The organism is Rhizobium sp. SSA_523 (genome assembly GCF_030435705.1).
In the GTDB taxonomy this organism is placed as follows: Bacteria; Pseudomonadota; Alphaproteobacteria; order Rhizobiales; family Rhizobiaceae; genus Neorhizobium.
The window spans coordinates 1,112,183-1,134,405 of sequence record NZ_CP129382.1; the positions used below are offsets into that span (position 1 = coordinate 1,112,183).

Sequence of the window (22,223 nt, forward strand, 5' to 3'; positions counted from 1 at the left end):
GCTTGATGGCGAACTATCCGCCTCTTGACGGTGTTGACGGACATCGCGAGAACAGGCTACTCGAAGCCACCAGCCCTTTGCGCGCGAACCTGAAAAATGCTTGTTTTCGATCCTCCTCCGTTCCGCGTCTTTCTGCTGCGCCATGCAAGGGCCGGCTGGGCTGAGCCGGGCGGGCGCGATTTCGACCGTCCGCTTGACGATCACGGTTTTGCCGAAGCGGAACTGGTGGCGGCAAAGGCGGCGGACCGCCACCCTGCCCCGGACCTGATCCTCTCTTCGACCGCGCTGCGCTGCCGGCAGACGGCGGAGGCCCTTCACCGCGCTTTCGGCGAGGATGTCGAGATGGAGATGATCGACAGTCTCTACAATGCGCCGCTGGAGACCTATCTCGAAGTCCTGTCGGGGCAGAAGCAGGCGGGCTCGGTGATGATCATCGGCCACAATCCCACCATGGAAGAACTTCTGGAAGCCCTTCTGGGGCGCGACCGCACGGCGGCCGTCATTCCGAGCGGCTATCCCACGGCCGGCCTTGCGGTTCTCGATCACGGCGGCGCGCATCAGGCCCTGGCCGGCGCCTGGACGGTGAAGGACTTCATCACCGCGTGAAGTCCCCTTCCGGCGGGCGTCTCCACCCTTGTCATTCAGGTCGCGCGGCCTTGTCAGGCAGCTCACCTGCCGGCAAAGGCGCCGGCGCCACCTTTTTCCGTGCGGCTCGGTCTCTATATAGGATGCCATAGAGACAAATGGGTTCCTGCCTTGCCGCCATCACTCACCTCCTTCAAAGACGATGCGCTGATCGCCCTCGACAATCTTGGCGACCGCGCCAGCAGCCTCGTTCATCCGACGATCCGGCTCGGCGTCACCGGCCTGTCGCGCGCCGGCAAGACCGTGTTCATCTCCTCGCTGGTACACAACCTCCTGCATGGCGGACGCCTGCCGCTCTTCGAGCCCGTCCGCTCGGGCCGCGTCTCCTCCGTGAGGCTCGAACCGCAGCCGGATGACGCCATTCCGCGTTTCCAGTACGAGGACCATATCCAGGCGCTGGTGCGCGACCGCATCTGGCCCGACTCGACCAGGGCGATCTCGGAGCTCCGGCTGACGATCGAATATCAGAGCGCCAGCGGCTGGGGCCGCTTTTTCTCCGCCGGGCGGCTGTCGATCGACGTTGTCGACTATCCTGGCGAATGGCTGCTGGACCTGCCTTTGCTCGGCCAGACCTACCGCAGCTTCAGCGCTGCGACCACCGAGCTTGCCGCGCACGGCGTGCGCCGAGAACTTGCGGAAAACTGGCTGGCCCTGGCAAACAGCATCGATCCTGCCGCGCCGGCCGAGGAAATGACGGCGCGGCGTTTGGCCGAGGCCTTCTCCGCCTATCTGCGGGCCTGCAAATCGGATGAGCGCTCGCTCTCCACCCTGCCGCCCGGCCGGTTTCTGATGCCGGGCGACCTCGACGGCTCGCCCGCCCTGACCTTTGCGCCGCTTCCCAACCTGCCTGACACGCGGTTTGAGAAAGGCACGCTCGGCGCCATGATGGAACGCCGCTTCGAGGCCTATAAGTCGGTTGTCGTCAAACCCTTCTTCCGCGAGCATTTCGCCAGGCTAGACCGGCAGATCGTCCTGATCGACGCGCTCCAGGCGCTCAATCGCGGGCCGGAAGCGCTGGCCGATCTGGAACGCGCTCTGTCGGACGTGCTGGCCTGTTTCCGTCCGGGCACCAACTCGCTTCTCTCCTCCCTCATGGGGCGGCGGATCGACAAGGTCTTGGTGGCGGCCACCAAGGCCGATCACCTGCACCATGAAAGCCATGACCGTCTGGAAGCCCTGACGCGCCGGCTGGTCGACCGGGCCATCCACCGCATCGGCATGTCCGGCGCCGGCATCGACGTCATGGCGATCGCCTCGGTGCGGGCGACGCGAGAAGGCACAGTGCGGCATGGCGGGGAAACGCTGCCGGTCATATCGGGCACGCCCATGGCCGGCGAGCGGATCAATGGCGAGACCTTTGACGGAAAACGCAAAACAGCCATATTTCCCGGGGACTTGCCGGAAAGACCGGATTCATTGTTCCAAGCAGCGGATTCTGAATCTGAAGCATCTGCGCTACCGCATTTGAATATCGTCCGTTTCCGGCCGCCGGAGCTTGAGGCAGGGGGCGGCGCGACCCTCTCGGTCCCGCATATCCGGCTCGACCGGACGCTGCAGTTTCTGTTTGGAGATCGGCTGGCATGACGCGCAGGGATAAGACGGGCAATGACATGCCAGGCTCAAAACAGACGGAAGCGGGCACCGCCGCCGCCGCCGATCCGTCCGCGGCCAGCCGGAGGCCCGGCGCATTTCACCTTGATGAGGGTAGGACGACATCCGCGCGCCGCAGCCCGAAGGCCTTCGAGGACGGTATCGAGCTGACGCCGGAGGCCGACGATCCCTTTCTCTCGCCGCCGGAACTCTCCGAGTCAGATCTCGACGTCGCCCTTCCCCGCCGGCGCGGCTTCTCCTGGGGCAAGCTGGCGCTCGGAGCCCTCTCCGCCTTCCTTTCCCTCGCCTTCTGGCTGTGGGCGGACCGCATCGTGCGCGATCTCTTTGCCCGCGCCGACTGGCTGGGCGTGGTGGCGATCGCTCTCGTGTCCATCGCAGCGCTTGCCCTTGCTGTCCTTATCGGCCGCGAGATGATCGGCCTGATGCGGCTCGGCGCCGTGCAGACGCTGAAGGCCGAGGCGCTGGACATTTCGCCCCGCACGGCGCCGAAGACCGCGCGCCATCTGGTGAACCGGCTCGAGACCATACTTTCCCATCGCGCCGAAACGGCGAGAGGGCGTGCAGCCTTGGCCGCGACCAAGGACGACATCATCGATGCGCCGCAGCTTCTGGATCTCGCGGAGCGCGAGCTACTGGCACCGCTCGACAGGCGGGCGCGGGCCCTCATCCTTGCCGCCTCCAAACGCACCTCCGTCGTCACGGCCGTCAGTCCCCGAGCGGTCGTCGATCTCGCTTACGTGCTCTTCGAGGTCACGCGGCTGGTGCGGGCCATGGCCGAACTCTATGGCGGCCGGCCGGGAACCCTCGGCCTGCTGCGCCTGCTGCGCGACGTGATCGCCCATCTGGCCGTCACCGGCTCGATCGCCGTCGGCGACAGCATTGCCCAGCAGGTGCTCGGGCATGGCCTTGCAGCCAAGCTCTCCACCAGGCTCGGCGAAGGCGTGATCAACGGGTTGTTGACCGCGCGCATCGGCATCGCGGCCATGGATCTGTGCCGGCCGCTTCCCTTCTCCGCCGTGAAACGACCTGGCATCGGAGACTTCCTGGGCGATCTTGCGCCGATCACCGGGCGCGACCGAACGTCCTGATCCAGGGCGTTGCAAACAGGATGATGCGGCAAAAATAACCGCTCATTAACCAATACGAGACTATGGTTAATCCTGTTCAGGACGCCGCTCGCCCAAGGAAAGTCAAATGGTCTCGCGCTTCTTTTCTCTGAAAGGCGGGCTCTCTGCCGCCGCATCGCTCGCCCTCATCGCCTCGGTCGCATCAGCGCATGCAGCCTCCCGTGACCAGGTCTTCTTCGAAAATGCCGCCGGCGCCTGGAAGGGCCCGGGCGAGATCGTCGCGGGCAAATACAAGGGCACCAAGTTCACCTGCAACCTGGTCGGCGCGCCGAACCGCGCGGCCGAAGCCGGTATCACGCTGGACGGCACCTGCCGCGTCGGCGTCTTCAAGCAGCCGATGAATGCCGTCATAACACAGGCCGGCAGCAGCTATACGGGCAAGTTCCTGGATGGCGCCGACGGCAAGGGTCTCGATATCGTGTCCGGCGCCGTCAATGGCGACAAGATCGTCGTCGGCATCAACCGCGCCAAGCTGAACGGCGCGATGATTGCCCGTATGCAGGACAACAACGCCATGAACATCACCATTTCGGTGAAGGTGGAGGACCAGATGGTTCCGGTCATCGGCCTTGCCCTGACGCGCGAATCCGCAACCGATCCGATGGCCGTCGGCGCAATCAAGCCTTAAGCCCGCTGCGCCACCAGTCAGACGAGGGATCGTCGATTGCAATGCCTTTCGTATCGGCCTGGCCCAGCCAGGCCGAAACCGTTTTGCCGAAGACCCTGCGCTCGGCAGCGATGTCCGCCAGCGGCATCAAGACAAAGGCGCGCTCCTGCATGCGCGGATGCGGAATTTCCAGACCGTCTTCGTGGATTGTGAGATCGCCATAGGTCAGAACGTCGAGATCGATTGTGCGCGGTCCCCAGCGCTCGATGCGCACCCGTTTCATGCTCCGTTCTATCTCGAGGCAGAGGTCAAGCAGCGCCCTTGGCGAGAGCCGGGTATGGATCAAGGCGCAGGCATTGATGAAATCCGCCTGGTCGGTCTTGCCCCAGGGCGGTGTCCGGTACAGCCGGGAGACGGCAGACACCCGGCATTGCGCATGCGAATCGATCAGCCGCAGGGCCTCGCCCATGGCCTGCCGGGGATTGCCAAGATTGCCGCCGAGGCCAAGCGTCGCCTCCACGAAGGGGCGATCGTCAGGGCCTGTGTTCAACACGCACCTCCACATGGTCCAGAATGCCGGGGATCGGCACGCTCGGCTTGCGAACGGTGATCGCCGCGCGGAGAATCTGCGGAAAACGGGCGCACAAAGCCAGTGCGATGTCGTTGGCCAGCGCTTCGATGAGCGCCCGGCGTGTCGCCGTCACCACCTCCTCGATCACACCGAAGGCGTGCCCGTAATGCAGCGTTGCCTGCAGATCGTCCTCGGTCAGCGCCGCCCCCGCCGGCACTTCCAGCTCGGCATCGATGAAGAAGCGCTGGCCGAGCACCGATTCCTCCTTCAGCACGCCGTGGCGTGCGTAGAAGGCGCAGTTCTTCAAGATAATTGTATAGGTTTTCAAGACCCTGCCTCCGGACCGGATGGATTTACCGAGAGCACGGCATCGGCGATGCGCATCGCGTCCCGATTGGGGGCGACGGCATGCACCCTGACAATGCCGGCACCCTTCATGCGCAACACCGCCGTGGTGGCTGCGGTTCCGATGTCGCGATCGCCGGGTACAGCGCGATCGGTGATGCTGCCGATGAAGCGCTTGCGCGATGTGCCGGCAAGCAGCGGCAGACCCAGTGCATGCAGCTCCTCGAACCGGGCGATCAGTGCCAGATCGTCTGCCCGATCCTTGGCGAAACCGAAACCCGGATCGAGAACGATCTGCGCGCGCGTGACACCGGCAGCTTCGGCCAGTTGCAAGGACACAGCAAAGAAAGCCTGCTGATCGGCAATCAGATCCGGCAGGCGCTCCTGCTCGCGTCCCCGGCCGGTATGCATCATCACCAGGCCCGACCGGCTCTCGCCCACCACACCGGCCATCTCAGGATCGAAGCGCAGGCCATAGACGTCGTTGACGATATGAGCGCCAGCGGCGATCGCGAGCCTTGCGGTGGAGGCCCTGTAGGTGTCGATCGAAATCAGCGCATCGGATCTTGCGCGAAGCGCCTCGATCACCGGCAGAACCCGATCCTGCTCCTCGGCCGGGCTGACCGGTTCGGCGCCCGGCCGCGTCGACTCGCCGCCGATATCCAGGATGCTCGCGCCCTCTTCGACACAAGCAAGCCCATGCGCGACGGCTGCCGCCACTCCCGCATGCCGGCCCCCGTCGGAAAAGGAATCGGGCGTACAATTGATGATCGCCATCAGCTGGCCGGTGGCGCCGAGCGTCAGGCTCCGGCCATGGCCCAGTTGCCACACCGTGTCCCGCCACAGGCGGATGACCGGTTTTTGATGGGGAAAACTCAAGGTTTGATCCGATCTGAAAGGCTCACGAAGAATTTCGCAAGCTCCTGTTGCGATGCTAAGCGCTATGCCTCAAGCTTCCGCCAACTTCAATTGTGCAGGGCCCATAATGTCCGTTGTTCCTCGTCGCCCGGCCCGGCCGTTACGCACAGTCGCGGCCTGTCTGTGTGCCGGCAGCCTGGTACTGACCCTGCCGGGCCCGGCCCTTTCGCAGCCCGCGATCGCCAAAACCTATTCCTATTTCACCATTGCCGGTCGCACGGCCGAGGATCTCGACAGCGAACTCAGCCGCCGCGGGCCGCTCACCAGGGGCAACGGCTTTCGCCACCCCGGCGCAACCGAGATCAAGTTCGGCGGCGAGGTCACCTACAAGGATAGCGGCAGCACCTGCGCCATCGGCGATGTGAAGATCACGCTGAAGACCAAGATCATCCTGCCCCGCTGGAAGAATCGCCGACAGGCCACCGGCTCCCTCGCCCTTATCTGGGATACGCTTTCTGCCGATATCAAACGGCATGAGGAACGCCATGCCGAAATTGCCCGCAGCTATGCCAGACGGCTGGAGCAATCGCTGCGCGCTCTGCCCACCGCCTCGACCTGCTCGGCCATGGAGGAGAGCGTCGGCAAGATCACCCATAAAATCATCGATGAACATGACAGGGATCAGTTACGCTTCGATCTGGTCGAAGCCAAGAACTTCGACGCCCGAATGATGCGTCTCCTGAAGTACCGGTCGTCCGCAAGCGATTGATTTCACAATCTGCCCGGCTGTCCGCCCGCGGCACTGCAGGGCGCGCGCTGCTGTATCGGGCTTGCGCGAGGCTTGCGCCGGCTGCGGCCTTTGACAGGTCATTTCTGCCAATGGCCGAAGCGGGCCGTCTCGATTATCTTCAATATCACTGAAGCAAGGAAGACCTTACGACTTCAGGCATCAGGTCCAGTTGCCGCCAGCGAGGCGGCGCCGGCGGCAACTGCAACCTGAAGAGGCACGGACATGTGTCGCCGGCCTCGTCGCCCTGAAGATCTGTCCTGCCGACGGCCGACCGGCCTTGCAAGGGTGGCCTCGAGCCTCCGAGACGAGATTGGCACGATGTGCCGCAAAGTGAAGCCTTGGCCCGACGTTACAGCTTGACGTGAAAGCCAGCAGCGTTCCGTTTCCCCGCGTTCTCCCGGCGTATCCGTGTGCCACAGGTGTCTCCTCCCGCGCCTGACGGCGATGCGCCCACCTCATGCCTCGCTCCGGCGCCTGTTCCTGGCGCGGCGAGGCATTTTTTTCGTGCGGCGATTCCCGAGGGCGCTTTCGGGCAGCGCTCGCCAGGGCCGGGTGCGGCGGTGAGGTCAGCCCTGCCGCTCGGGGACGCTGACCACCAGGCCGTCGAGCTCGGGCGTCATCTTGATCTGACAGGAGAGACGCGAGTTCGGCCGCACATCCACGGCGAAATCCAGCATATCCTCTTCCATCGGCTGCGGCCCGCCGACGATATCGGTCCAGGCCTCGTCGACATAGACATGACAGGTGGCACAGGCGCAGGCGCCGCCACACTCGGCTTCGATCCCCGGAACGGAGTTGCGCACGGCATTTTCCATGACGGTCGAGCCGTCCTGCGCATCAAGGTCAAAGCGGGTGCCGTCAAAGGCGAGGATGGAAAGCTTGGTCATGCGTGTATCCTGAAACTGAACGAAAAGGCGGCGTTCGTCTTCCGACAAATCGCCGCCCCAGTCAATGTTTCCCAAGGGTTTCGCGCCGCAAGGCCAGCGTCCGCCGCGATCCGGCCGGCGCCGATGCAGGCCTGTCGTCCCGCCGGGGTCATCGCATAACGACACACGCCGTCGCGCGACGCGATTTACCGCGTCAGCTTCAGGATGAAGTTCTCCGCCTCCAGAACGGCCGCGCCAATGGCGGCGCGATGGCCGGCATCGGCGGGATTGGCTTCAAGCTTTTCCGCGGCAGCGGCAACCATGAAGGCGCCGACGCCGTTTGCCGCGCTCTTCAGCCGATGCGCGCTTGCCGTAACGCCTGCCCGATCCAGCACGGCGATATCCTGCAGCGTGGCGCGTGCCTGGCGGGTGAAGAGGTGCAGGACCTCGAGTTCCAGCGCCTTGTCGCCCATAGTCTGGACGGCAAGGTGAACGAGATCCACCGGCCGTCTGTGGATCGCGGAGGCATTGCCGGTATTGTCCGGCGCTTCGAAGGCGATATTGACCGCACCCATTCTGCACATCCTTTTTCGGTTCACCGGTGGGACGCCGCAAAATCATGCGGCTCCATCCTGACGCATCTTTCTGCCCGAGACATGGGCAATCATCACGGGACGGCATGGCTATCCTGTTAAATTCCGGCACAAAGACAGCGGTCTTTCTGCGGCTATGGTTAATTTTAACTAAACCTTTCCAAACGCAGGGAAATCACGTGATGGCAGGGTTTAAATTCTGTTAACAAAGTCCGGCCGTCCGCAGCACGCTGCCCCGCCGAATTGTTTATGGAAAGGGAATGTGCCACTACAGTACGATTGATATCGGTGTGCACATGACGTGTGGACCGGTACAATTCCGGGGTAAGCCTTTATTACGACAGCTTTGTCATGAAGGCCTCGCCGGACGGAATTTGACCGGATTGCAAATGCAGTCATGTATGCGCATCCGGTCCGGCAGGTTCTTGTATCGCTAGTCGGCGGGCGATCGCTAGGAACCGGTCGGTAAATGTGTAGCGAGGCGTATCCATATGGCGAAGAAACCGCACAGCGAGTCGATCGACGAGACGGCGTTCCAGGCGTTGGAAGACGCGCTGAAGATCGATTTCAACGACGAGCCTCAGCCGAGGGCTGCGCCTAAGACGACCTCCGTTCCAAAGCCGCGAGAGGCCCCCGTGAAAGACACCTCTGATCAGCGCAGTGCATCAGCCCAGAGACGTGGACAGCCGGCGGATCAGCCACGCCCCGCGCCGAGCGAACAGGTCGCTCCCAGATCGCCGGCCTTCGAACCCGCCAATGACAGTGGACGGCGCGCAACGACGACAATCCTGCGCACGCTCGAGAGCGGCTCGATGCGCGCGGCGCTGCGCAACGCCTCGATCGTGTCCGTTCTTTGGGCCTGCGGCGCGCTCGGCCTGGCGCAGCTTTTATACGGTACGCAGCTCTGGCAATTGTCCTCCGTCGCCGAACTGATCGGCATGCCGGGCGTGCTGGCGGTCCTCATCGGCATGCTGGTGCCGATCATGCTGTTCTTCGCCTTTGCCATCATGATGGCGCGGGCCCAGGATCTGCGCAATGCAGCGCGCTCCATGGCGGAGGTCGCGCTGCGGCTGGCCGAGCCGGAAACCATTGCCACGGACCGCATCATGTCGGTCGGCCAGGCGGTGCGCCGCGAGGTTTCGGCGATGAACGAGGGCATTGAGCGCACCATTGCCCGTGCCACGGAACTCGAAACCCTGGTCCATTCGGAAGTGACGGCGCTGGAGCGCAGCTATGCCGATAACGAGCTGCGCGTGCGCGGTCTTGTCCACGAGCTGGGCTCGGAGCGGGACGCCATCGTCAACCATGCCGAACGCATCCGGTCCTCGATCGTCGATGCGCATGACCAGTTGAAGGAAGACCTGTCGCTGGCCACCGAGGAAATCGGCGTGCGGCTCGCCACCTCGGGCGAGGCCTTCGCCTCGATGATCGAGACGCGTGCGGCCACGCTGATGGAGAAATCCAATGCTGCGGGCGAAGCGCTCGGCTCGCTCCTCTCGGCAAAGACGGATTCCCTGCTCACCGCCCTCACCAGTTCCGGCGCCGCCCTTGCCCATGAATTCGACAGCCGCCTGGAACATCTCGGCTCCACCCTCTCCGCCCGTGGCGACGAGATCGTCAAGAGCTTCGAGACCCGCGCCTCCACGTTGGACGCCAGCACCGAGAAGCTGAATGCCGCGCTTGCCGACCGCACGCGCATGCTGAACGAGACGCTGCTTGCCCGCACCCGCGAGATCACCGAGACGCTGAGCGGCGGCGAACGCACCATGACGGGCTCGCTCGATACCGTCCTGACAAGCCTCAACCGATCGCTTGACGAAAAGGGCGCCAGCTTCCGCCAGAGCCTGCAGACGGCCGTCGATGAAAGCGTCATGGATCTCGACCTGCGCACCGGTCTCTTCGAGGAGCGGCTGCAGGGCACGATCGGCCAGCTGAGCGCCACCTTCGACAACGGCCTCGACGAATTTACCAGCGCCTTCGACCAGCGCGCCGGCTCGCTCGGCTCGAAACTGACGGAAAGCCTGCAACGCATCAGCGAGACCGTCAATGGCGGCTCCGATTCGATCGAGGGCATTCTGTCGACCAGCATCGAGCGTATCGGTTCGGCCATGACCGGCCATTCCCTGGCGCTTGCCACCACGCTTGGCACCAGCCAGGAGCTTCTCGATCAGACCCTGGAGCGCAGCAGCGGCCAGATCGGCGAGATCCTGGATGGACGCACACGCAGCCTGACGGCGCAGCTGGAGGAGCGCAACCGCCTCCTCAACGAAGGGCTTGAAAGCCGCAGCCGCAGCCTGATCGAGGATCTCGACAGCCGCAGCCGCAGCCTTGCCGATGATCTGGATGACCGCAGCCTGCAGCTGGCCAGCACGCTCGCCACCCAGAGCGCCGTCCTTTCGGAAAATGTCGCCACCGCCCATGAGCGCATCGGCGCCGTGCTGACCGAGCAGACCGGGCGCTTCACCTCCACGCTGGAAGAGAGCCAGTCCCGCTTCGCCAATACCGTCAGTGACCGCTCCACGGCCATTATCGATGCCGTCGCGGGCAGCCAGAAGCAGTTTGCCGAGGTGCTCGATACTCGCACGACCGCGCTTGAGGCCGCTGTCAGCGGCGCGCCCGAGAAACTCGCAAGCCTGCTCGACACGCGGATCGGAAGCATGGGCGAGGTCCTGTCTGAAGGGCATAACCGCATCGAGGCCGATCTCGGCCGCCGCATGAACGAACTCGGCGAAATTGTCGGCGGCGCCGGCGAGCGCATCGCCGATACCTTCGACGACCGGACCATGGCGCTGACGACAACGCTCTCCGTCACCGAAGATCGTCTGGCCAATCTGATGGACAGCCGCATCGAGAGCATGTCCGGCAAGCTCGCCGAGGGACAAAACCGCATCGAGGCGGATCTCGGCCGCCGCATGAACGAACTCGGCGAAATCGTCGGCGGCGCCGGCGAGCGCATCGCCGATACCTTCGACGACCGCACCATGGCGCTGACGACAACGCTTTCCGTCACCGAAGATCGTCTGGCCAATCTGATGGACAGCCGCATCGAAAGCATGTCCGGCAAGCTCGCCGAAGGTCATGACCGCATCGAGGCCGATCTCGGCCGCCGCATGAATGAACTCGGCGAAATCGTCGGCGGCGCCGGCGATCGCATCGCCGCAACCTTCGACGACCGCACCACGTCGCTGACCACGTCGCTCTCCGCCACCGAGACCCGCCTGTCGAACCTGATGGACAGCCGCATCGAAAGCATGTCCGGTACGCTGGCCGAGGGTCACCAGCGCATCGAGGCCGATCTCGGCCGCCGCATGAATGAGCTTGGCGAAATCGTCGGTGGCGCGGGCGATCGCATCGCCGAAACCTTCGACGACCGCACCATGGCGCTGACGACAACGCTTTCCGTCACCGAGGATCGCCTGTCGAACCTCATGGACAGCCGGATCGAAAGCATGTCCGGCAAGCTCGCCGAAGGCCAGAAGCAGATCGAAGCTGATCTCGGCCGCCGCATGAACGAGCTTGGCGAGATCGTCGGCGGCGCGGGCGATCGCATTGCCGAAACCTTCGACGACCGTACCATGGCGCTGACCGCATCGCTCTCCGTCACCGAGGATCGTCTGTCGAACCTTATGGACAGCCGCATCGAGAGCCTCTCCGGCCGCCTGACCGAAAGCCAGAAGCAGATCGAGGCCGATCTCGGCCGCCGCATGAACGAACTCGGCGAGATCGTTGGCGGCGCCGGCGAGCGCATTGCCGAGACCTTCGACGACCGGACCATGGCGCTGACCACCACGCTCTCCGTCACCGAGGATCGCCTGTCGAACTTCATGGACAGCCGCATCGAGAGCCTGTCCGGAAAACTGGCCGAGAGCCAGAAGCAGATCGAAGGAGATCTCGGCCGCCGGATGAACGAACTCGGCGAGATCGTCGGCGGCGCCGGCGAGCGCATTGCCGAGACCTTCGACGACCGGACCATGGCGCTGACCACCACGCTCTCCGTCACTGAGGATCGCCTGTCGAACCTCATGGACAGCCGCATCGAGCGCATGTCCGGAAAGCTGGCCGAAGGCCATGATCGTATCGACGCCAATCTCGGCCGCCGCATGAACGAGCTGGGCGAAATCGTCGGCGGCGCCGGCGATCGCATCGCCGAGACGCTGGATGACCGCGCTTTGTCGCTGTCTGCCGCCATTGCGCTGAGCGAGGATCGATTGACCAGCGTCATCGACGAGAAGGCGGGCACGCTGGCCGCGGCCGTGGAATCGGCCGATGCGCGCATCGCACAAAGCTTTGCCGAACGGGCGGATGTGCTGCGCAATACCTATGACGAGAACCGGGCACGCCTCGAACAGACCCTGGCGGAGCGCAATGCGGAAATTTCCCGCACGCTGTCCTTTGGCAGCGAGGTCATCGACCGCAGCGTCGGCACGGCCGCGAACCGCATCGAGGAGGCCCTGTCGACCAGCACGGATCGCTTCGAGCGGAGCCTTGGCGACGGCATTGGCCGCGTCGAGGGCGTGATCGGCAATGGCGAGCAACGCATGTCCAGCCTGATCGGCTCCGCCGGAGACGAGATCGGCCGGACCCTGGATGATCGTCACGAGCGCCTGCGCACGACGCTGGACGAGCGGCGCACGCAGATCGCGGCCACGCTTGATGACGCCAACAGCCAGATCGGCGACATGCTCTTCGATCAGGCGACGACGATCGGCACCACGATTGCCACCAGCGCCGGCATTCTCGAAATGACGCTGGAAAACCAGCAGGAAAGCCTGCGCGGCGTGATCGATTCCGTCAGCGGCGACCTGGAATCGCGCCTGCAGAACACCGCCGGCGACATTGCCAACCGACTGGGCGATGCAGCCCGCGAAGTCTCGGCCTCTGCCGACAGCTTCAGCAGCCGCGTCGAAGAGACGATCGGCGGTGTATCGGCAACGCTTTCGGAGACCGGACAGCGGATCGAAACCACTTTCGCCGGCCTGGAAGACCGCATGCGGGTGCAGGTGGAAACCGTCAGCAGCGCGGTCGATGCCGCCGGCCAGACCTTGTCCGAGCGCCTCAGCGAGCGGGCCGGCGAACTGGAGCGGATCAGCACCAGCAGCCTCGGCCGCCTGGCGGAAACGGTGGAAAAGGGCACGGCGGAATTCGAGCGGATCACCGAACATGCGGATGCGCGCCTTTCCGGCAGCTTCGACACCGGAACCGCCCGCGTCGACGAGCGTCTGACGACCATGGACCGAGCCATCTCGATCGGCCTCGACAATGTGTCGCGCACGATCGAAGGCAAGGCCTCTTCGCTCGCCACCTCGCTGCGCGATGCCGTCACGACCGCCGCCCGCGAACTCGATACGGAAGCCATGCGCTCGGCGGAGGAACTGTCCCGCGTCAGCGCCGAATTCTCCGCACAGGTTGAAGCCCGCAATGCCGAATTCGCCCGCGCACTCGACGAGCGGTCGAACGAGATCACCGGCCGCATCGGCGAGACGCAGAACCGGCTTGCCGGTCAGGCAGCGGCCGTGGCCCAGGCTTTCTCGGATGCCGGCAATTCGATCATGCACAAGGTCTCGGAAGCCGAAAGCCTCGTGCGCAAGCAGGTCGGCTCCATTTCCGGCTCGCTGGACGAAGCCGGACGCGAGCTCGACGCCCGCGGCGAGGCCATTCGCGCCTCCCTCAGCCAGACCGCGCAGACTGTCACGGCAGCACTGCAATCGGTCGATGAAACGCTCGCCGGGCGCAGCGATAGCCTGCGCTCCTCGCTGTCGCAGACGGCCAGTGACATCGATGCTGCCATGGCCGCCGTCGACAAGGCGCTGGAAGCCCGCGGCGAAGCGATCCGCGCCAGCCTCGACGACCGCTCGCGCGACCTCAACTCCATGCTGGCCAGCCGCTCGGCCGAATTGTCGCGGCTTATCGACGAGAAGGCGAAACCGCTCGTCGATCATTATGCCGAGACCGGCCGGACTGCTGCAGAGCGCCTGGCCTCGGCCGCCGGCGAAGGCACTGAACGTCTCGTTGCCGCGGCGGAATTGAACGCCCAGCGCCTGCGTCAGGAAAATGGGGCGCTGGTGGAGGCCATCACCGCCCGCACCAACGAAACTTTGTCGGCCATCAGCGAGCGCACCCAGCAGGCCGCCGGAACGCTGCGCAATGTCGAGCAGAGCCTCTCGGCCAATGTCGGCGATCTCATCACGCGGCTGGAAAGCAGCAATACGGGCATTGCCGCGCTGGTCGAAACGGCGGCCCGCGAAATCGGCGTCACCATCGACCGGGCGACGGCGGAGCTTTCCGCCGCCGACGAGAAACTCGATCAGTCCGCCAGCCGCTTTTCCGAAAAGGCCAGCCAGGCAGCCGACATGGTCTCCAGCTCCAGCCGTCTCCTGGAAAACAATGTCGACCGGCTGTCGCATATCTCCGGCCAGACCCTCACCCAGGTGGGCGGCATTGTCGGACGCTTCGACGAATATACGAAGGTGCTCGACCAGGCGAGCGAACTGCTCGGCGCGGCGCAATCCAACCTCGCCAGCACGCTGACCGAGCGGCAGGATGCCCTGCGTGCCCTCTCCGTCGGCCTCGTCAAGCGCTCGGAAGAGATCGAAACCACCATGCGCAACCTCTCCGTGGTTGTGGATGGCGCCTTCCGCCAGACGGAAGAGCGCAGCCTGGAGGTCGGCCAGCGTCTGCGCGCCGATGTTGAGGGCTCCTTGGCCGAAATCGGCCGTGGCCTCAGCGAGACGGAAGACCGCGCCGCCAAGACGGCGGAAGGCATGCGCGCCGCCCTAAAGGGGGCCGGCGAAGAGGCGACCCGTTCGATCGAAACGACCTTGTCCTCGGCGGAACGACGCTCGCGCCAGCTCGCCGACCATATTCGCACCGGCATTGCCGGCTCGCTGACCGATGTCGAGCGTCTGATGAGCGAAGCGGCCGGCAAGTCCGATCTGGCGGCCGCGCAGCTGCGAACCGCCTTGCAGGATGCCGTCGAGGATGCCATTGCGCGCTTCTCGGGTGCGACCGACGAGATCCGCCGCTCTGCCGGCGAGATCCGCCAGGAACTGGATGCAACGCGCCAGGAACTGAAGCGCGGCGCCTTCGATCTTCCCGAAGAAGCCAAGGAGAGCGCAGCCGCCATGCGCCGCGCCGTCTCCGAACAGATCAAGGCCTTGCAGGACATCTCGGCCTTGGTCGGCCGCTCCGCCCAGAGCCTGGAAGTCTCCCAACCTGCTCCGGCCCAACCTGCCCCGGCTGCGCCGGCCCGGTCTGCCGCCGCCCCTGCCCCGACCCCGGCCCCGACCCTGGCCCAGGCGCCCGCCCCGGCTCCTGCTGCCAGCCAGCAGATCCCTCCGGCGCCCTCAGCCCCGCTCCGCCAGCAACCGCCCATGACGCAGGTTGCCGCACCGCGTGCACCGGTTGCCGCGCCGCAGGCCGCTCCTCGTCAGGATGCAGGGCTGGCAAACGGCCTGCGTGGCAGCCTGCCGGCAGAACGCCCCGCCCCGGTCTCCGCCCGGCCGGCTGAGCCCTTGCAGGGGGCGCAGTCCGGCGGCTGGATCAGCGATCTGTTGCGTGCCGCCTCTCGCGAGGAGCAGGACGAGGCACCGCCGGCGCGCCAGCCCGCCGCACGGCCTGCAGAACAGGCGCCGCAGCAGCGGGCCGGTGACCAGCGCAATCCGCGCCATATGGTGGAATCGCTGAATTCGCTGTCCGTCGATATTGCCCGCGCCATCGATCATGATGCGTCGGTCGATCTGTGGCGACGCTACCAGCGCGGCGAGCGCGACGTCTTCACGCGTCGCCTCTACACGCTGAAGGGCCAGCAGACCTTCGACGAGATCCAGCGCAAATATCAGCGCGAGCCGGAATTCCGCACCGCGGTCGACCGCTATATCGCCGATTTCGAAAAGCTTCTGGCCGATGTCGCGCGCACGGATCGCGACCGGAGCGTCACGCAGAGCTACCTGACCTCCGATACCGGCAAGGTCTATACCATGCTGGCGCATGCCTCGGGACGGTTCACCTGAGCGACCGCCTCTCAGCAGGTTTCGGAAACGCGTCCCACGGTTTTCCGACCCGAACCTGCGTTACAACAATGAGCTAAGCGGACGAAGCGTTGGCAGGCCAATGCAAGTCCGCTTAGCCTCACATGATCCGTCCTCGCAATACGGCCGCCTCATCAAGGCGGCCGTTTGCATTGGCCACCTGCCCTCGCTTTGAGGCGTCTGTCTCACGCTCTCCGTCACAGATCGGCGCGTACCTCGTCGCCCGCAGTCGACGGGAGACACCAGCGAGCCTTGCAGGAGAGACGCGGACCGCAAGGGCATGCTTCGCAGCGCTGATGCAGCACGCTCGTGAGTGGTTTGGCCGAGACGTCAAACAGCAAAGGCCGGGATCGATGCCCGGCCTTTGCGTCCAGATCCTGATTGAGTTTTGACCCTAGGGTCAAAACTCAATCAGGTTTCGGGCGTGGCGCGAGCGGATTTTGTTTGCGAATAGGAGAAGAGGCTGCCGTGGAGCAACACTCCACAAAGCCTTTTCGACGCCTTCGCAGGCAAAATCCGCCGCGTCCCGCAGGGCTATGGCGAAAATCGTCCATTTCCACGTCGCGAAGCCTTGATGGATATCGGATCCACCGGCGGCTTCGCTCCTCAAACTGAACGATTTTCTCTCATACCACGCGCCAAATCCTGATTGAGTTTTGACCCTAGAGAGATCTCAGCGTCCAGTCGACGATCTCCGCGCCGACCTTGGCGAAGGCGGCGTTGATGGAGGCGACGAACTGGGCGTTTTCCGCACCTCGCACCGGAACCGTGGCCCGGAAGACCCGCTGGGCCCGCACCGTGCCATTGCGGTCGTTGAGAAGCTTGGCGGAGATCTCCACACGTGCCACGTCGGCGCCGCTGGTATCGATCTCGAAGGCGCGGATGTCGGTCACCACCTGATAGTCGATGGCGAGGCCCTGGCCGGGCTGGCCCACGCCGCCGAGCTTGCCGGTATTTTCGAAGGCCTCGACGAGCTTGGACTGCACCATGCGCGGCAGGCTGTCGCCCCATTGCGAATTGGCCAGATACTGGATTTCCGAGGGCGAGACCCGCACCACGACCTGCGAACTGTCGAGCGATTTCAGCGCCGTGGGAACCGGGACGAGGATCTGCCGGTTGCGGGCCGAGGGGCCATCGGCCATCGGCGCGACCGAGAGGTCGAAGGTATCATTATTGGCCTTCGTGCCGCAGCCGGCCAGAAGCGCGGCCGCCAGAGGCAGCGCGAGCAGGACCCGCGGGATCGAACGGCTTTCGACAGAGCTGGCCACGGTCATCTTCCCTTTTGAAACTCTCTGGATGTCACTCATCAGCGCCGCGTCCTGCCGTCATATTCCTTGACGGTCTCGCCGCCAAAGATCAGGCGCTGCGGGTTCTGATCGAAATTGGTGATGGTACGGTTGAGATTGTCCACCGTCTGACGGGTATCGGTGATCAGCGACTGGACCTCCCTGAGGCCCGTGCCGGAGAAGCGCGACAGATTGTCGGCGATCGGCCCGATCCGCGAATTCAGGTTGTCGGCCGTGGCGCGGATGGATTGCAGCGTCTTCTGGGCTTCGGCAAAGAGGCCCTGATCGTCTGCGCCGCTGACCATGCCGTCCACCTTGGCCAGAATGCCGTCGACGCGGTTGGATGCCTGGTTCAGCTTCTGCGCCAGATCGGTGAAGTTCTCGATCGCGCGGTTGATCTCGTCGCGCTTGTCGGCCACGCCGTCCACCACCTGTCGCGCCGAGGCGATGGCGCCGCGGGCATCGGCCGAGGCCGCGGTGATATTGTCGACGGCATTGTTGACCTTGCCGGGATTGACGGCGGCGAGCAGGCTGTCGGCGCGCTTCAGCACCGTCTGGGCATCGGCGCTCGCCCTGCTGAAGCCTGAGGCGGCGTCCCGCACCTCAGTCATGATCGGCGCGATCTGGCCGGTTGCCTGCGCCACGTCCCCGGAGACCTTTTCCGCATTGGACAGGATATTGTTGACCTTCTGCGCATCGACGGCGCGCACCAGGCTGTCGACGGCACCCAGCGTCGAATCGAGACGTTCGGAGACGGTGTTGAAGGTGCCGGAGAGCGAGGACAGGCTCTGCAGGAACTCGTCGATCGCGCTGGAATTCTCGCTGAGTGCCGCCGTGAAGGTCTCGGCATGCTGGATGGTCTTCGTGAGCGGGCCGCGCGCATCGGTGACGAATCCCTGGATCTGGCCGATCGCATCATCGGCGCGCTGGAGGATCTTGTCGGCGGTCGCCAGAAGATTGGTCACGCTCGACTGATCGGCGATCAGCACGGCCGGCCGGCCGGTTTCCTCCGCCTTCTTGAGAAGGTTTTCCTCACCCGTATTGCCGCCCGAAAGCTCGATATAGGCAGCACCGGTCAGCCCCTGCACTTCCAGCACGGCCTTGGTGGAGGGATAGACCGGCGCGCTGGTCTGCACCTCGGTGAAGGCGATGGAATAGCGCGGATCCTCGGGATCGATTCGCAGATTGCGCACCGTACCGACGGCAATACCATTGAACCGCACGGCCGAGCCGACGGACAGGCCATTGGCCGAACCCGGAATGCGGATCGCCAGTTCGGCGGTCGGTCCACCCCGGCCGAACTGCGCCATCCAGTAGACAAAGCCGAAGGCGGCAAGAACGACCAGCAGCGTGAAGAAGCCGACAAGGGCGTAATTGGCTTTGGTTTCCATGGCTCTTACTTTCCTGGCGCGGCGCTTTCGAGCGCCTCGTCGGTTACGATTGAACGGGCCCGCTTGCCCCTGAAATAGGATTTCACCCAGGGATCGTCGCAGGCGAGCATATCCTCGAGCGTGCCTTCGATCAGCACGCGCTTCTGTCCCAAAACGGCGATACGGTCGCAGACGGAAAACAGGCTGTCGAGATCATGCGTCACCATATAGACGGTGAGACCCAGCGTGTCGCGCAGCCTGGCGATCAATTGATCGAATTCCGCCGCACCGATCGGATCGAGGCCCGATGTCGGCTCGTCGAGAAAGACCAGATCCGGATCCAGCGCCAGCGCCCTGGCAAGCGCTGCGCGCTTGATCATGCCGCCGGACAGTTCGGAGGGATATTTGTCCGCCGCATCGGCGGCAAGCCCGACCATTTCGATCTTGAGATACGCAAGCTCATCCATCAGCGATTGCGGCAGGTCCAGGTATTCGCGCATCGGAACCTGGATATTCTCCTTCACCGTTAGGGAGGAGAAGAGCGCGCCGTGCTGGAAGAGGACGCCCATGCGCATGTCGAGCGCCATGCGCTCTTCCTTGCTGGCATTTTCGTAATCGACGCCGAGAATACGAATGGAGCCGGAGCGATGCGGCACAAGCTTCAGCACCGTGCGCATCAGGACCGACTTTCCGGTGCCGGACGCGCCGACGAAACCGAGGATCTCGCCGCGATAGACATCCAGGTCGAGATGGTCGAGCACGGTCTTGGAGCCGAAGGCGACGGTCAGGTCGCGCACGGACAGGATCACCCGGTCATCGTCCGGATGGTCCTGAATGGCAACGGCATCGGTGTCTTGAACGGCCATGAAACCCTTAAAAGTCGATTGCGGAGTAGAAGATTGCGAAAAGCGCATCCATCAGGATCACCACGAAGATCGCTTTGACGACGGAGGCCGTGACATGCTGGCCGAGCGATTCGGCGCTTCCACCCACTTTCATTCCTTCGACCGCCGAGACAATCCCGATGGCCAGCGCCATGAACGGCGCCTTGATCATGCCGGCGGCCACGGAAGTGTAATCGACGGCTTCGTGCAGCCGCGTCAGGAAGGTCTCGAAGGTAATGCCGGAATAGGCCCAGGCCACCACCGCCGCGCCATAAAGGGCGGAGAAATTGGCGATGATGGTGAGGAGCGGCAGGGCGATGGTGAGCGCCACGAGCCGCGGAAAGACCAGCACGCCGACCGGGTTGAGACCGATGACGGTAAGCGCGTCGATCTCCTCGCGCATCTTCATCGAGCCGATCTCGGCGGTGATCGCACTGCCGGACCGGCCGGCAATCATGATGGCGGTCAGCAGCACGCCGATCTCGCGCAGCTGCAGGATGCCGACCAGGTCGACCACGAAGAGCTCCGCGCCGAAATATCGCAGCTGGAAAGCGCCCTGCTGCGCGATGATCGCGCCGATCAGGAAAGACATCAGCACGATGATCGGAACGGCACGCACGCCCATCCGGTCGATATGGGTGACGACGGAGGCGGCCGAAATACTGGAGCCGCGCCCCACCTTCACCTGGCCGCCGGCCACCGCCGAACCGAGAATGTGCATGCCGGCAACCGCATCGCCGGCCAGTTCGACAATGGCCTTGCCGGCTGGCTCGAAGAGGCGCTGAAACAGGGTGCGTCTGTCTTTTTCCGAGGCGGGGCCGGCCGGCTCCTTGTCCGGCAGGGCATCCAGCAGCTCGCCGAGCGCCTGGCTGGCGCCGGTCACTTCCACCGTGCGGCCAGCCGCCTGCTGGCGCAGGATCATCCGCCGGATCAGCCAGGCACCGGACGTGTCGATAAAATCAATGCCGGACGCATCGACGGTCAGCGCTCCGGAACCGCCATGCTCATGCCGGGCGAGCTCGCGCAAAACACCGCTGATGGCGCGGTTGCGCCAATCGCCCGACAGCACAAGACGTTCCGCCCCAGTGCCGGAAGAAGCCGTCTCAATGGCGGCAGGTCGCTCGTCGGCCGCTTTGGGCTTCACAGTCATGTCTTGCTCGAACACATGGTTGAACCTTTCGGTCAGACGGGCAATATAACCACCCGCTTTCGAATTGCCATGCGCCGGACAAGGAAATCCATGTCGCGTCACCTCAAAGTCACAACTGAAATCTTCCCCATCGCCGGCGCATTCACCATCTCGCGCGGATCGAAAACCGAAGCGCATGTCGTCACCTGCACCATCGCGGCGGACGGCCCGGCGGGACCTGCAATCGGAAGTGGCGAATGCGTTCCCTATGCGCGCTATGGTGAAAGCGTCGAAGGCGTGGCGGCCGCCATTGCCGCCATGGCCGATCCCATTGCGCAAGGGCTTGACCGCGAGGGGCTTCGCAGCGCCATGCCCGCCGGCGCCGCGCGCAATGCCGTGGATTGCGCGCTATGGGATCTGGAGGCGAAACGCACGGGGCAAAGCGTGGCAAGCCTCATCGCGCCGGATGCCGGCCCCCTGGTCACGGCCTTCACCATATCGCTGGCAACGCCGGAGGCGATGGCAGCCCAGGCCGCTGCCAATGCGCATCGGCCGCTGTTGAAGGTGAAGGTGGGGACGGGCGAAGACGAATCGCGCATCCGCGCCGTGCGCCAGGCGGCACCCGATTCGACCATCCTGCTCGATGCCAATGAGGGGTGGACGGCACAGACGATCGAGCGCCACCTGGCCGTGGCAGAGGAAACGCGGATCGCCCTGATCGAGCAGCCGCTGAAGGCCGGTGCCATTCGCGCATCCGCGCCGTTCCCGTCTGCGCGCCATCATGGCCTGGCGCACGGGACCGCCGATGCCGTCACGACCGTGACGCAGGCTCGACCATCCTGCTCGATGCCAATGAGGGGTGGACGGCACAGACGATCGAGCGCCACCTGGCCGTGGCAGAGGAAGCGCGGATCGCCCTGATCGAGCAGCCGCTGAAGGCCGGTGATGATGCCATTCTCGCACGCATCCGCCGGGCCGTTCCCGTCTGCGCCGATGAGAGCGTGCATGCGACGCAGGACCTGGCGCAGCTGAGGGACCGTTATGATGCCGTCAACATCAAGCTGGACAAGACCGGCGGCTTGACCGAAGCGCTCGAGATGAAGCGCGAGGCCGAGCGGCTCGGCTTCACGATCATAGTCGGCTGCATGCTGGCCAGCTCGCTCTCCATGGCGCCCGCCGTGCTCCTGGCGCAAGGCTGCGCCTTTGCCGATCTGGATGGCCCCCTGCTGCTCTCCCGCGACCGGCAACCGGCGCTGCGCTACGAAGGATCCCTCGTCTTTCCGCCGGAGCCGCCGCTCTGGGGCTGACCTGTCCTAAGCACCATCTCGCGCACAACGTCTGGCCGCTCGCGCACAAAGGCTGGCCGCTCGCGCCTGACCGCGCGCACGCGGCTGCAATGCATTTGGACAGTAAAAAATTGAAAATTAGAATGTTAAACCTCATCTTCCTATAATAAGAAAAGTAATTCTTTCAATATTGCATTTCTGGAAATTTCTGAGATAGTTACTACTGTA

General features: G+C 64.4%; 15 protein-coding genes and 1 pseudogene. 7 read left to right on the forward strand and 9 right to left on the reverse strand.

All coding sequences use genetic code 11. The features are described from left to right. Positions 1-96: 96 nt before the first annotated feature. The 4 genes from QTJ18_RS13735 to QTJ18_RS13750 all read left to right on the forward strand — a co-directional run bounded on the left by QTJ18_RS13735 (position 97) and on the right by QTJ18_RS13750 (position 4,011). Positions 97-606 carry a SixA phosphatase family protein gene (locus tag QTJ18_RS13735; protein ID WP_252750769.1) on the forward strand — a complete coding sequence of 170 codons (510 nt, stop codon included), beginning with the start codon at positions 97-99 and terminating at the stop codon, positions 604-606. A gap of 150 nt (positions 607-756) precedes the next feature. Next, entirely contained in the window at positions 757-2,229 is a 1,473-nt protein-coding gene (locus QTJ18_RS13740; RefSeq protein ID WP_252750770.1) for a YcjX family GTP-binding protein, read from the forward strand. 26 nt (positions 2,230-2,255) lie between these two features. Beyond that, positions 2,256-3,344, forward strand: coding sequence for a YcjF family protein (locus tag QTJ18_RS13745; RefSeq protein ID WP_252751324.1), 1,089 nt, complete (start codon positions 2,256-2,258; stop codon positions 3,342-3,344). Positions 3,345-3,450: 106 nt separating this feature from the next. After that, the gene (locus tag QTJ18_RS13750) at positions 3,451-4,011 is read left to right on the forward strand and encodes a hypothetical protein (RefSeq protein WP_252750771.1); all 561 of its coding nucleotides are present in this window, start codon (positions 3,451-3,453) and stop codon (positions 4,009-4,011) included. On the opposite strand, the gene folK is transcribed toward QTJ18_RS13750, so the two are convergent. From folK to folP, 3 genes are read right to left on the reverse strand one after another with little or no spacing between them, the layout of a single operon-like run. Continuing rightward, positions 4,001-4,555 carry a 2-amino-4-hydroxy-6-hydroxymethyldihydropteridine diphosphokinase gene (gene folK, locus QTJ18_RS13755; RefSeq protein ID WP_489667159.1) on the reverse strand — a complete coding sequence of 185 codons (555 nt, stop codon included), beginning with the start codon at positions 4,553-4,555 and terminating at the stop codon, positions 4,001-4,003. The genes QTJ18_RS13750 and folK overlap by 11 nt on opposite strands. Then, complete coding sequence (gene folB, locus QTJ18_RS13760) at positions 4,524-4,889, reverse strand: dihydroneopterin aldolase (RefSeq protein WP_252750773.1); 366 nt, start codon at positions 4,887-4,889, stop codon at positions 4,524-4,526. The genes folK and folB overlap by 32 nt, the downstream gene beginning before the upstream one ends. Continuing rightward, complete coding sequence (gene folP, locus QTJ18_RS13765) at positions 4,886-5,785, reverse strand: dihydropteroate synthase (RefSeq protein ID WP_489667160.1); 900 nt, start codon at positions 5,783-5,785, stop codon at positions 4,886-4,888. The genes folB and folP overlap by 4 nt, the downstream gene beginning before the upstream one ends. Positions 5,786-5,891: 106 nt before the next feature. Here folP and QTJ18_RS13770 point away from each other — a divergent pair, with 106 nt between their 5' ends. Next, a complete protein-coding gene (locus QTJ18_RS13770) occupies positions 5,892-6,533 on the forward strand; it encodes a DUF922 domain-containing Zn-dependent protease (protein WP_252750774.1) in 642 nt (213 codons plus the stop codon). A gap of 587 nt (positions 6,534-7,120) precedes the next feature. On the opposite strand, the gene QTJ18_RS13775 is transcribed toward QTJ18_RS13770, so the two are convergent. Together QTJ18_RS13775 and QTJ18_RS13780 are read right to left on the reverse strand one after the other, a co-directional pair. Beyond that, positions 7,121-7,441 (reverse strand): 2Fe-2S iron-sulfur cluster-binding protein, encoded by a 321-nt coding sequence (locus QTJ18_RS13775; protein WP_252750775.1) that lies wholly within the window; start codon positions 7,439-7,441, stop codon positions 7,121-7,123. A 185-nt stretch (positions 7,442-7,626) separates the two neighbouring features. Beyond that, positions 7,627-7,995 (reverse strand): Hpt domain-containing protein, encoded by a 369-nt coding sequence (locus QTJ18_RS13780; protein ID WP_252750776.1) that lies wholly within the window; start codon positions 7,993-7,995, stop codon positions 7,627-7,629. A gap of 509 nt (positions 7,996-8,504) precedes the next feature. Here QTJ18_RS13780 and QTJ18_RS13785 point away from each other — a divergent pair. Continuing rightward, the gene (locus QTJ18_RS13785) at positions 8,505-16,022 is read left to right on the forward strand and encodes an apolipoprotein A-IV repeat region-like domain-containing protein (RefSeq protein WP_252750777.1); all 7,518 of its coding nucleotides are present in this window, start codon (positions 8,505-8,507) and stop codon (positions 16,020-16,022) included. Between the two features lie 680 nt (positions 16,023-16,702). On the opposite strand, the gene QTJ18_RS13790 is transcribed toward QTJ18_RS13785, so the two are convergent. Genes QTJ18_RS13790 through QTJ18_RS13805 form a run of 4 tightly spaced genes read right to left on the reverse strand, consistent with a single transcriptional unit; the run spans position 16,703 to position 20,730 of the window. Further along, positions 16,703-17,314: an ABC-type transport auxiliary lipoprotein family protein gene (locus QTJ18_RS13790; RefSeq protein ID WP_252751326.1), complete on the reverse strand. Its 612-nt coding sequence runs from the start codon at positions 17,312-17,314 to the stop codon at positions 16,703-16,705. A gap of 32 nt (positions 17,315-17,346) precedes the next feature. After that, positions 17,347-18,717, reverse strand: coding sequence for an MlaD family protein (locus QTJ18_RS13795; protein ID WP_252750778.1), 1,371 nt, complete (start codon positions 18,715-18,717; stop codon positions 17,347-17,349). Positions 18,718-18,722: 5 nt separating this feature from the next. Next, entirely contained in the window at positions 18,723-19,562 is an 840-nt protein-coding gene (locus tag QTJ18_RS13800; RefSeq protein ID WP_252750779.1) for an ABC transporter ATP-binding protein, read from the reverse strand. A gap of 7 nt (positions 19,563-19,569) precedes the next feature. After that, a complete protein-coding gene (locus QTJ18_RS13805) occupies positions 19,570-20,730 on the reverse strand; it encodes an ABC transporter permease (RefSeq protein ID WP_252750780.1) in 1,161 nt (386 codons plus the stop codon). A gap of 90 nt (positions 20,731-20,820) precedes the next feature. Here QTJ18_RS13805 and QTJ18_RS25595 point away from each other — a divergent pair. Beyond that, positions 20,821-22,016: pseudogene (locus QTJ18_RS25595) on the forward strand (dipeptide epimerase). Positions 22,017-22,223 lie beyond the last annotated feature (207 nt).

Bases quoted from the DNA above. Each gene is read 5' to 3' on its own strand.
- QTJ18_RS13795 (WP_252750778.1), bottom strand. From the start codon at position 18,717: ATGGAAACCAAAGCCAATTACGCCCTTGTCGGCTTCTTCACGCTGCTG.
- QTJ18_RS13745 (WP_252751324.1), top strand. From the start codon at position 2,256: ATGCCAGGCTCAAAACAGACGGAAGCGGGCACCGCCGCCGCCGCCGAT.
- QTJ18_RS13770 (WP_252750774.1), top strand. From the start codon at position 5,892: ATGTCCGTTGTTCCTCGTCGCCCGGCCCGGCCGTTACGCACAGTCGCG.
- QTJ18_RS13780 (WP_252750776.1), bottom strand. From the start codon at position 7,995: ATGGGTGCGGTCAATATCGCCTTCGAAGCGCCGGACAATACCGGCAAT.
- QTJ18_RS13750 (WP_252750771.1), top strand. From the start codon at position 3,451: ATGGTCTCGCGCTTCTTTTCTCTGAAAGGCGGGCTCTCTGCCGCCGCA.
- QTJ18_RS13800 (WP_252750779.1), bottom strand. From the start codon at position 19,562: ATGGCCGTTCAAGACACCGATGCCGTTGCCATTCAGGACCATCCGGAC.
- QTJ18_RS13785 (WP_252750777.1), top strand. From the start codon at position 8,505: ATGGCGAAGAAACCGCACAGCGAGTCGATCGACGAGACGGCGTTCCAG.
- folK (WP_489667159.1), bottom strand. From the start codon at position 4,555: ATGTGGAGGTGCGTGTTGAACACAGGCCCTGACGATCGCCCCTTCGTG.
- QTJ18_RS13735 (WP_252750769.1), top strand. From the start codon at position 97: ATGCTTGTTTTCGATCCTCCTCCGTTCCGCGTCTTTCTGCTGCGCCAT.
- QTJ18_RS13775 (WP_252750775.1), bottom strand. From the start codon at position 7,441: ATGACCAAGCTTTCCATCCTCGCCTTTGACGGCACCCGCTTTGACCTT.
- QTJ18_RS13790 (WP_252751326.1), bottom strand. From the start codon at position 17,314: ATGACCGTGGCCAGCTCTGTCGAAAGCCGTTCGATCCCGCGGGTCCTG.
- QTJ18_RS13805 (WP_252750780.1), bottom strand. From the start codon at position 20,730: ATGACTGTGAAGCCCAAAGCGGCCGACGAGCGACCTGCCGCCATTGAG.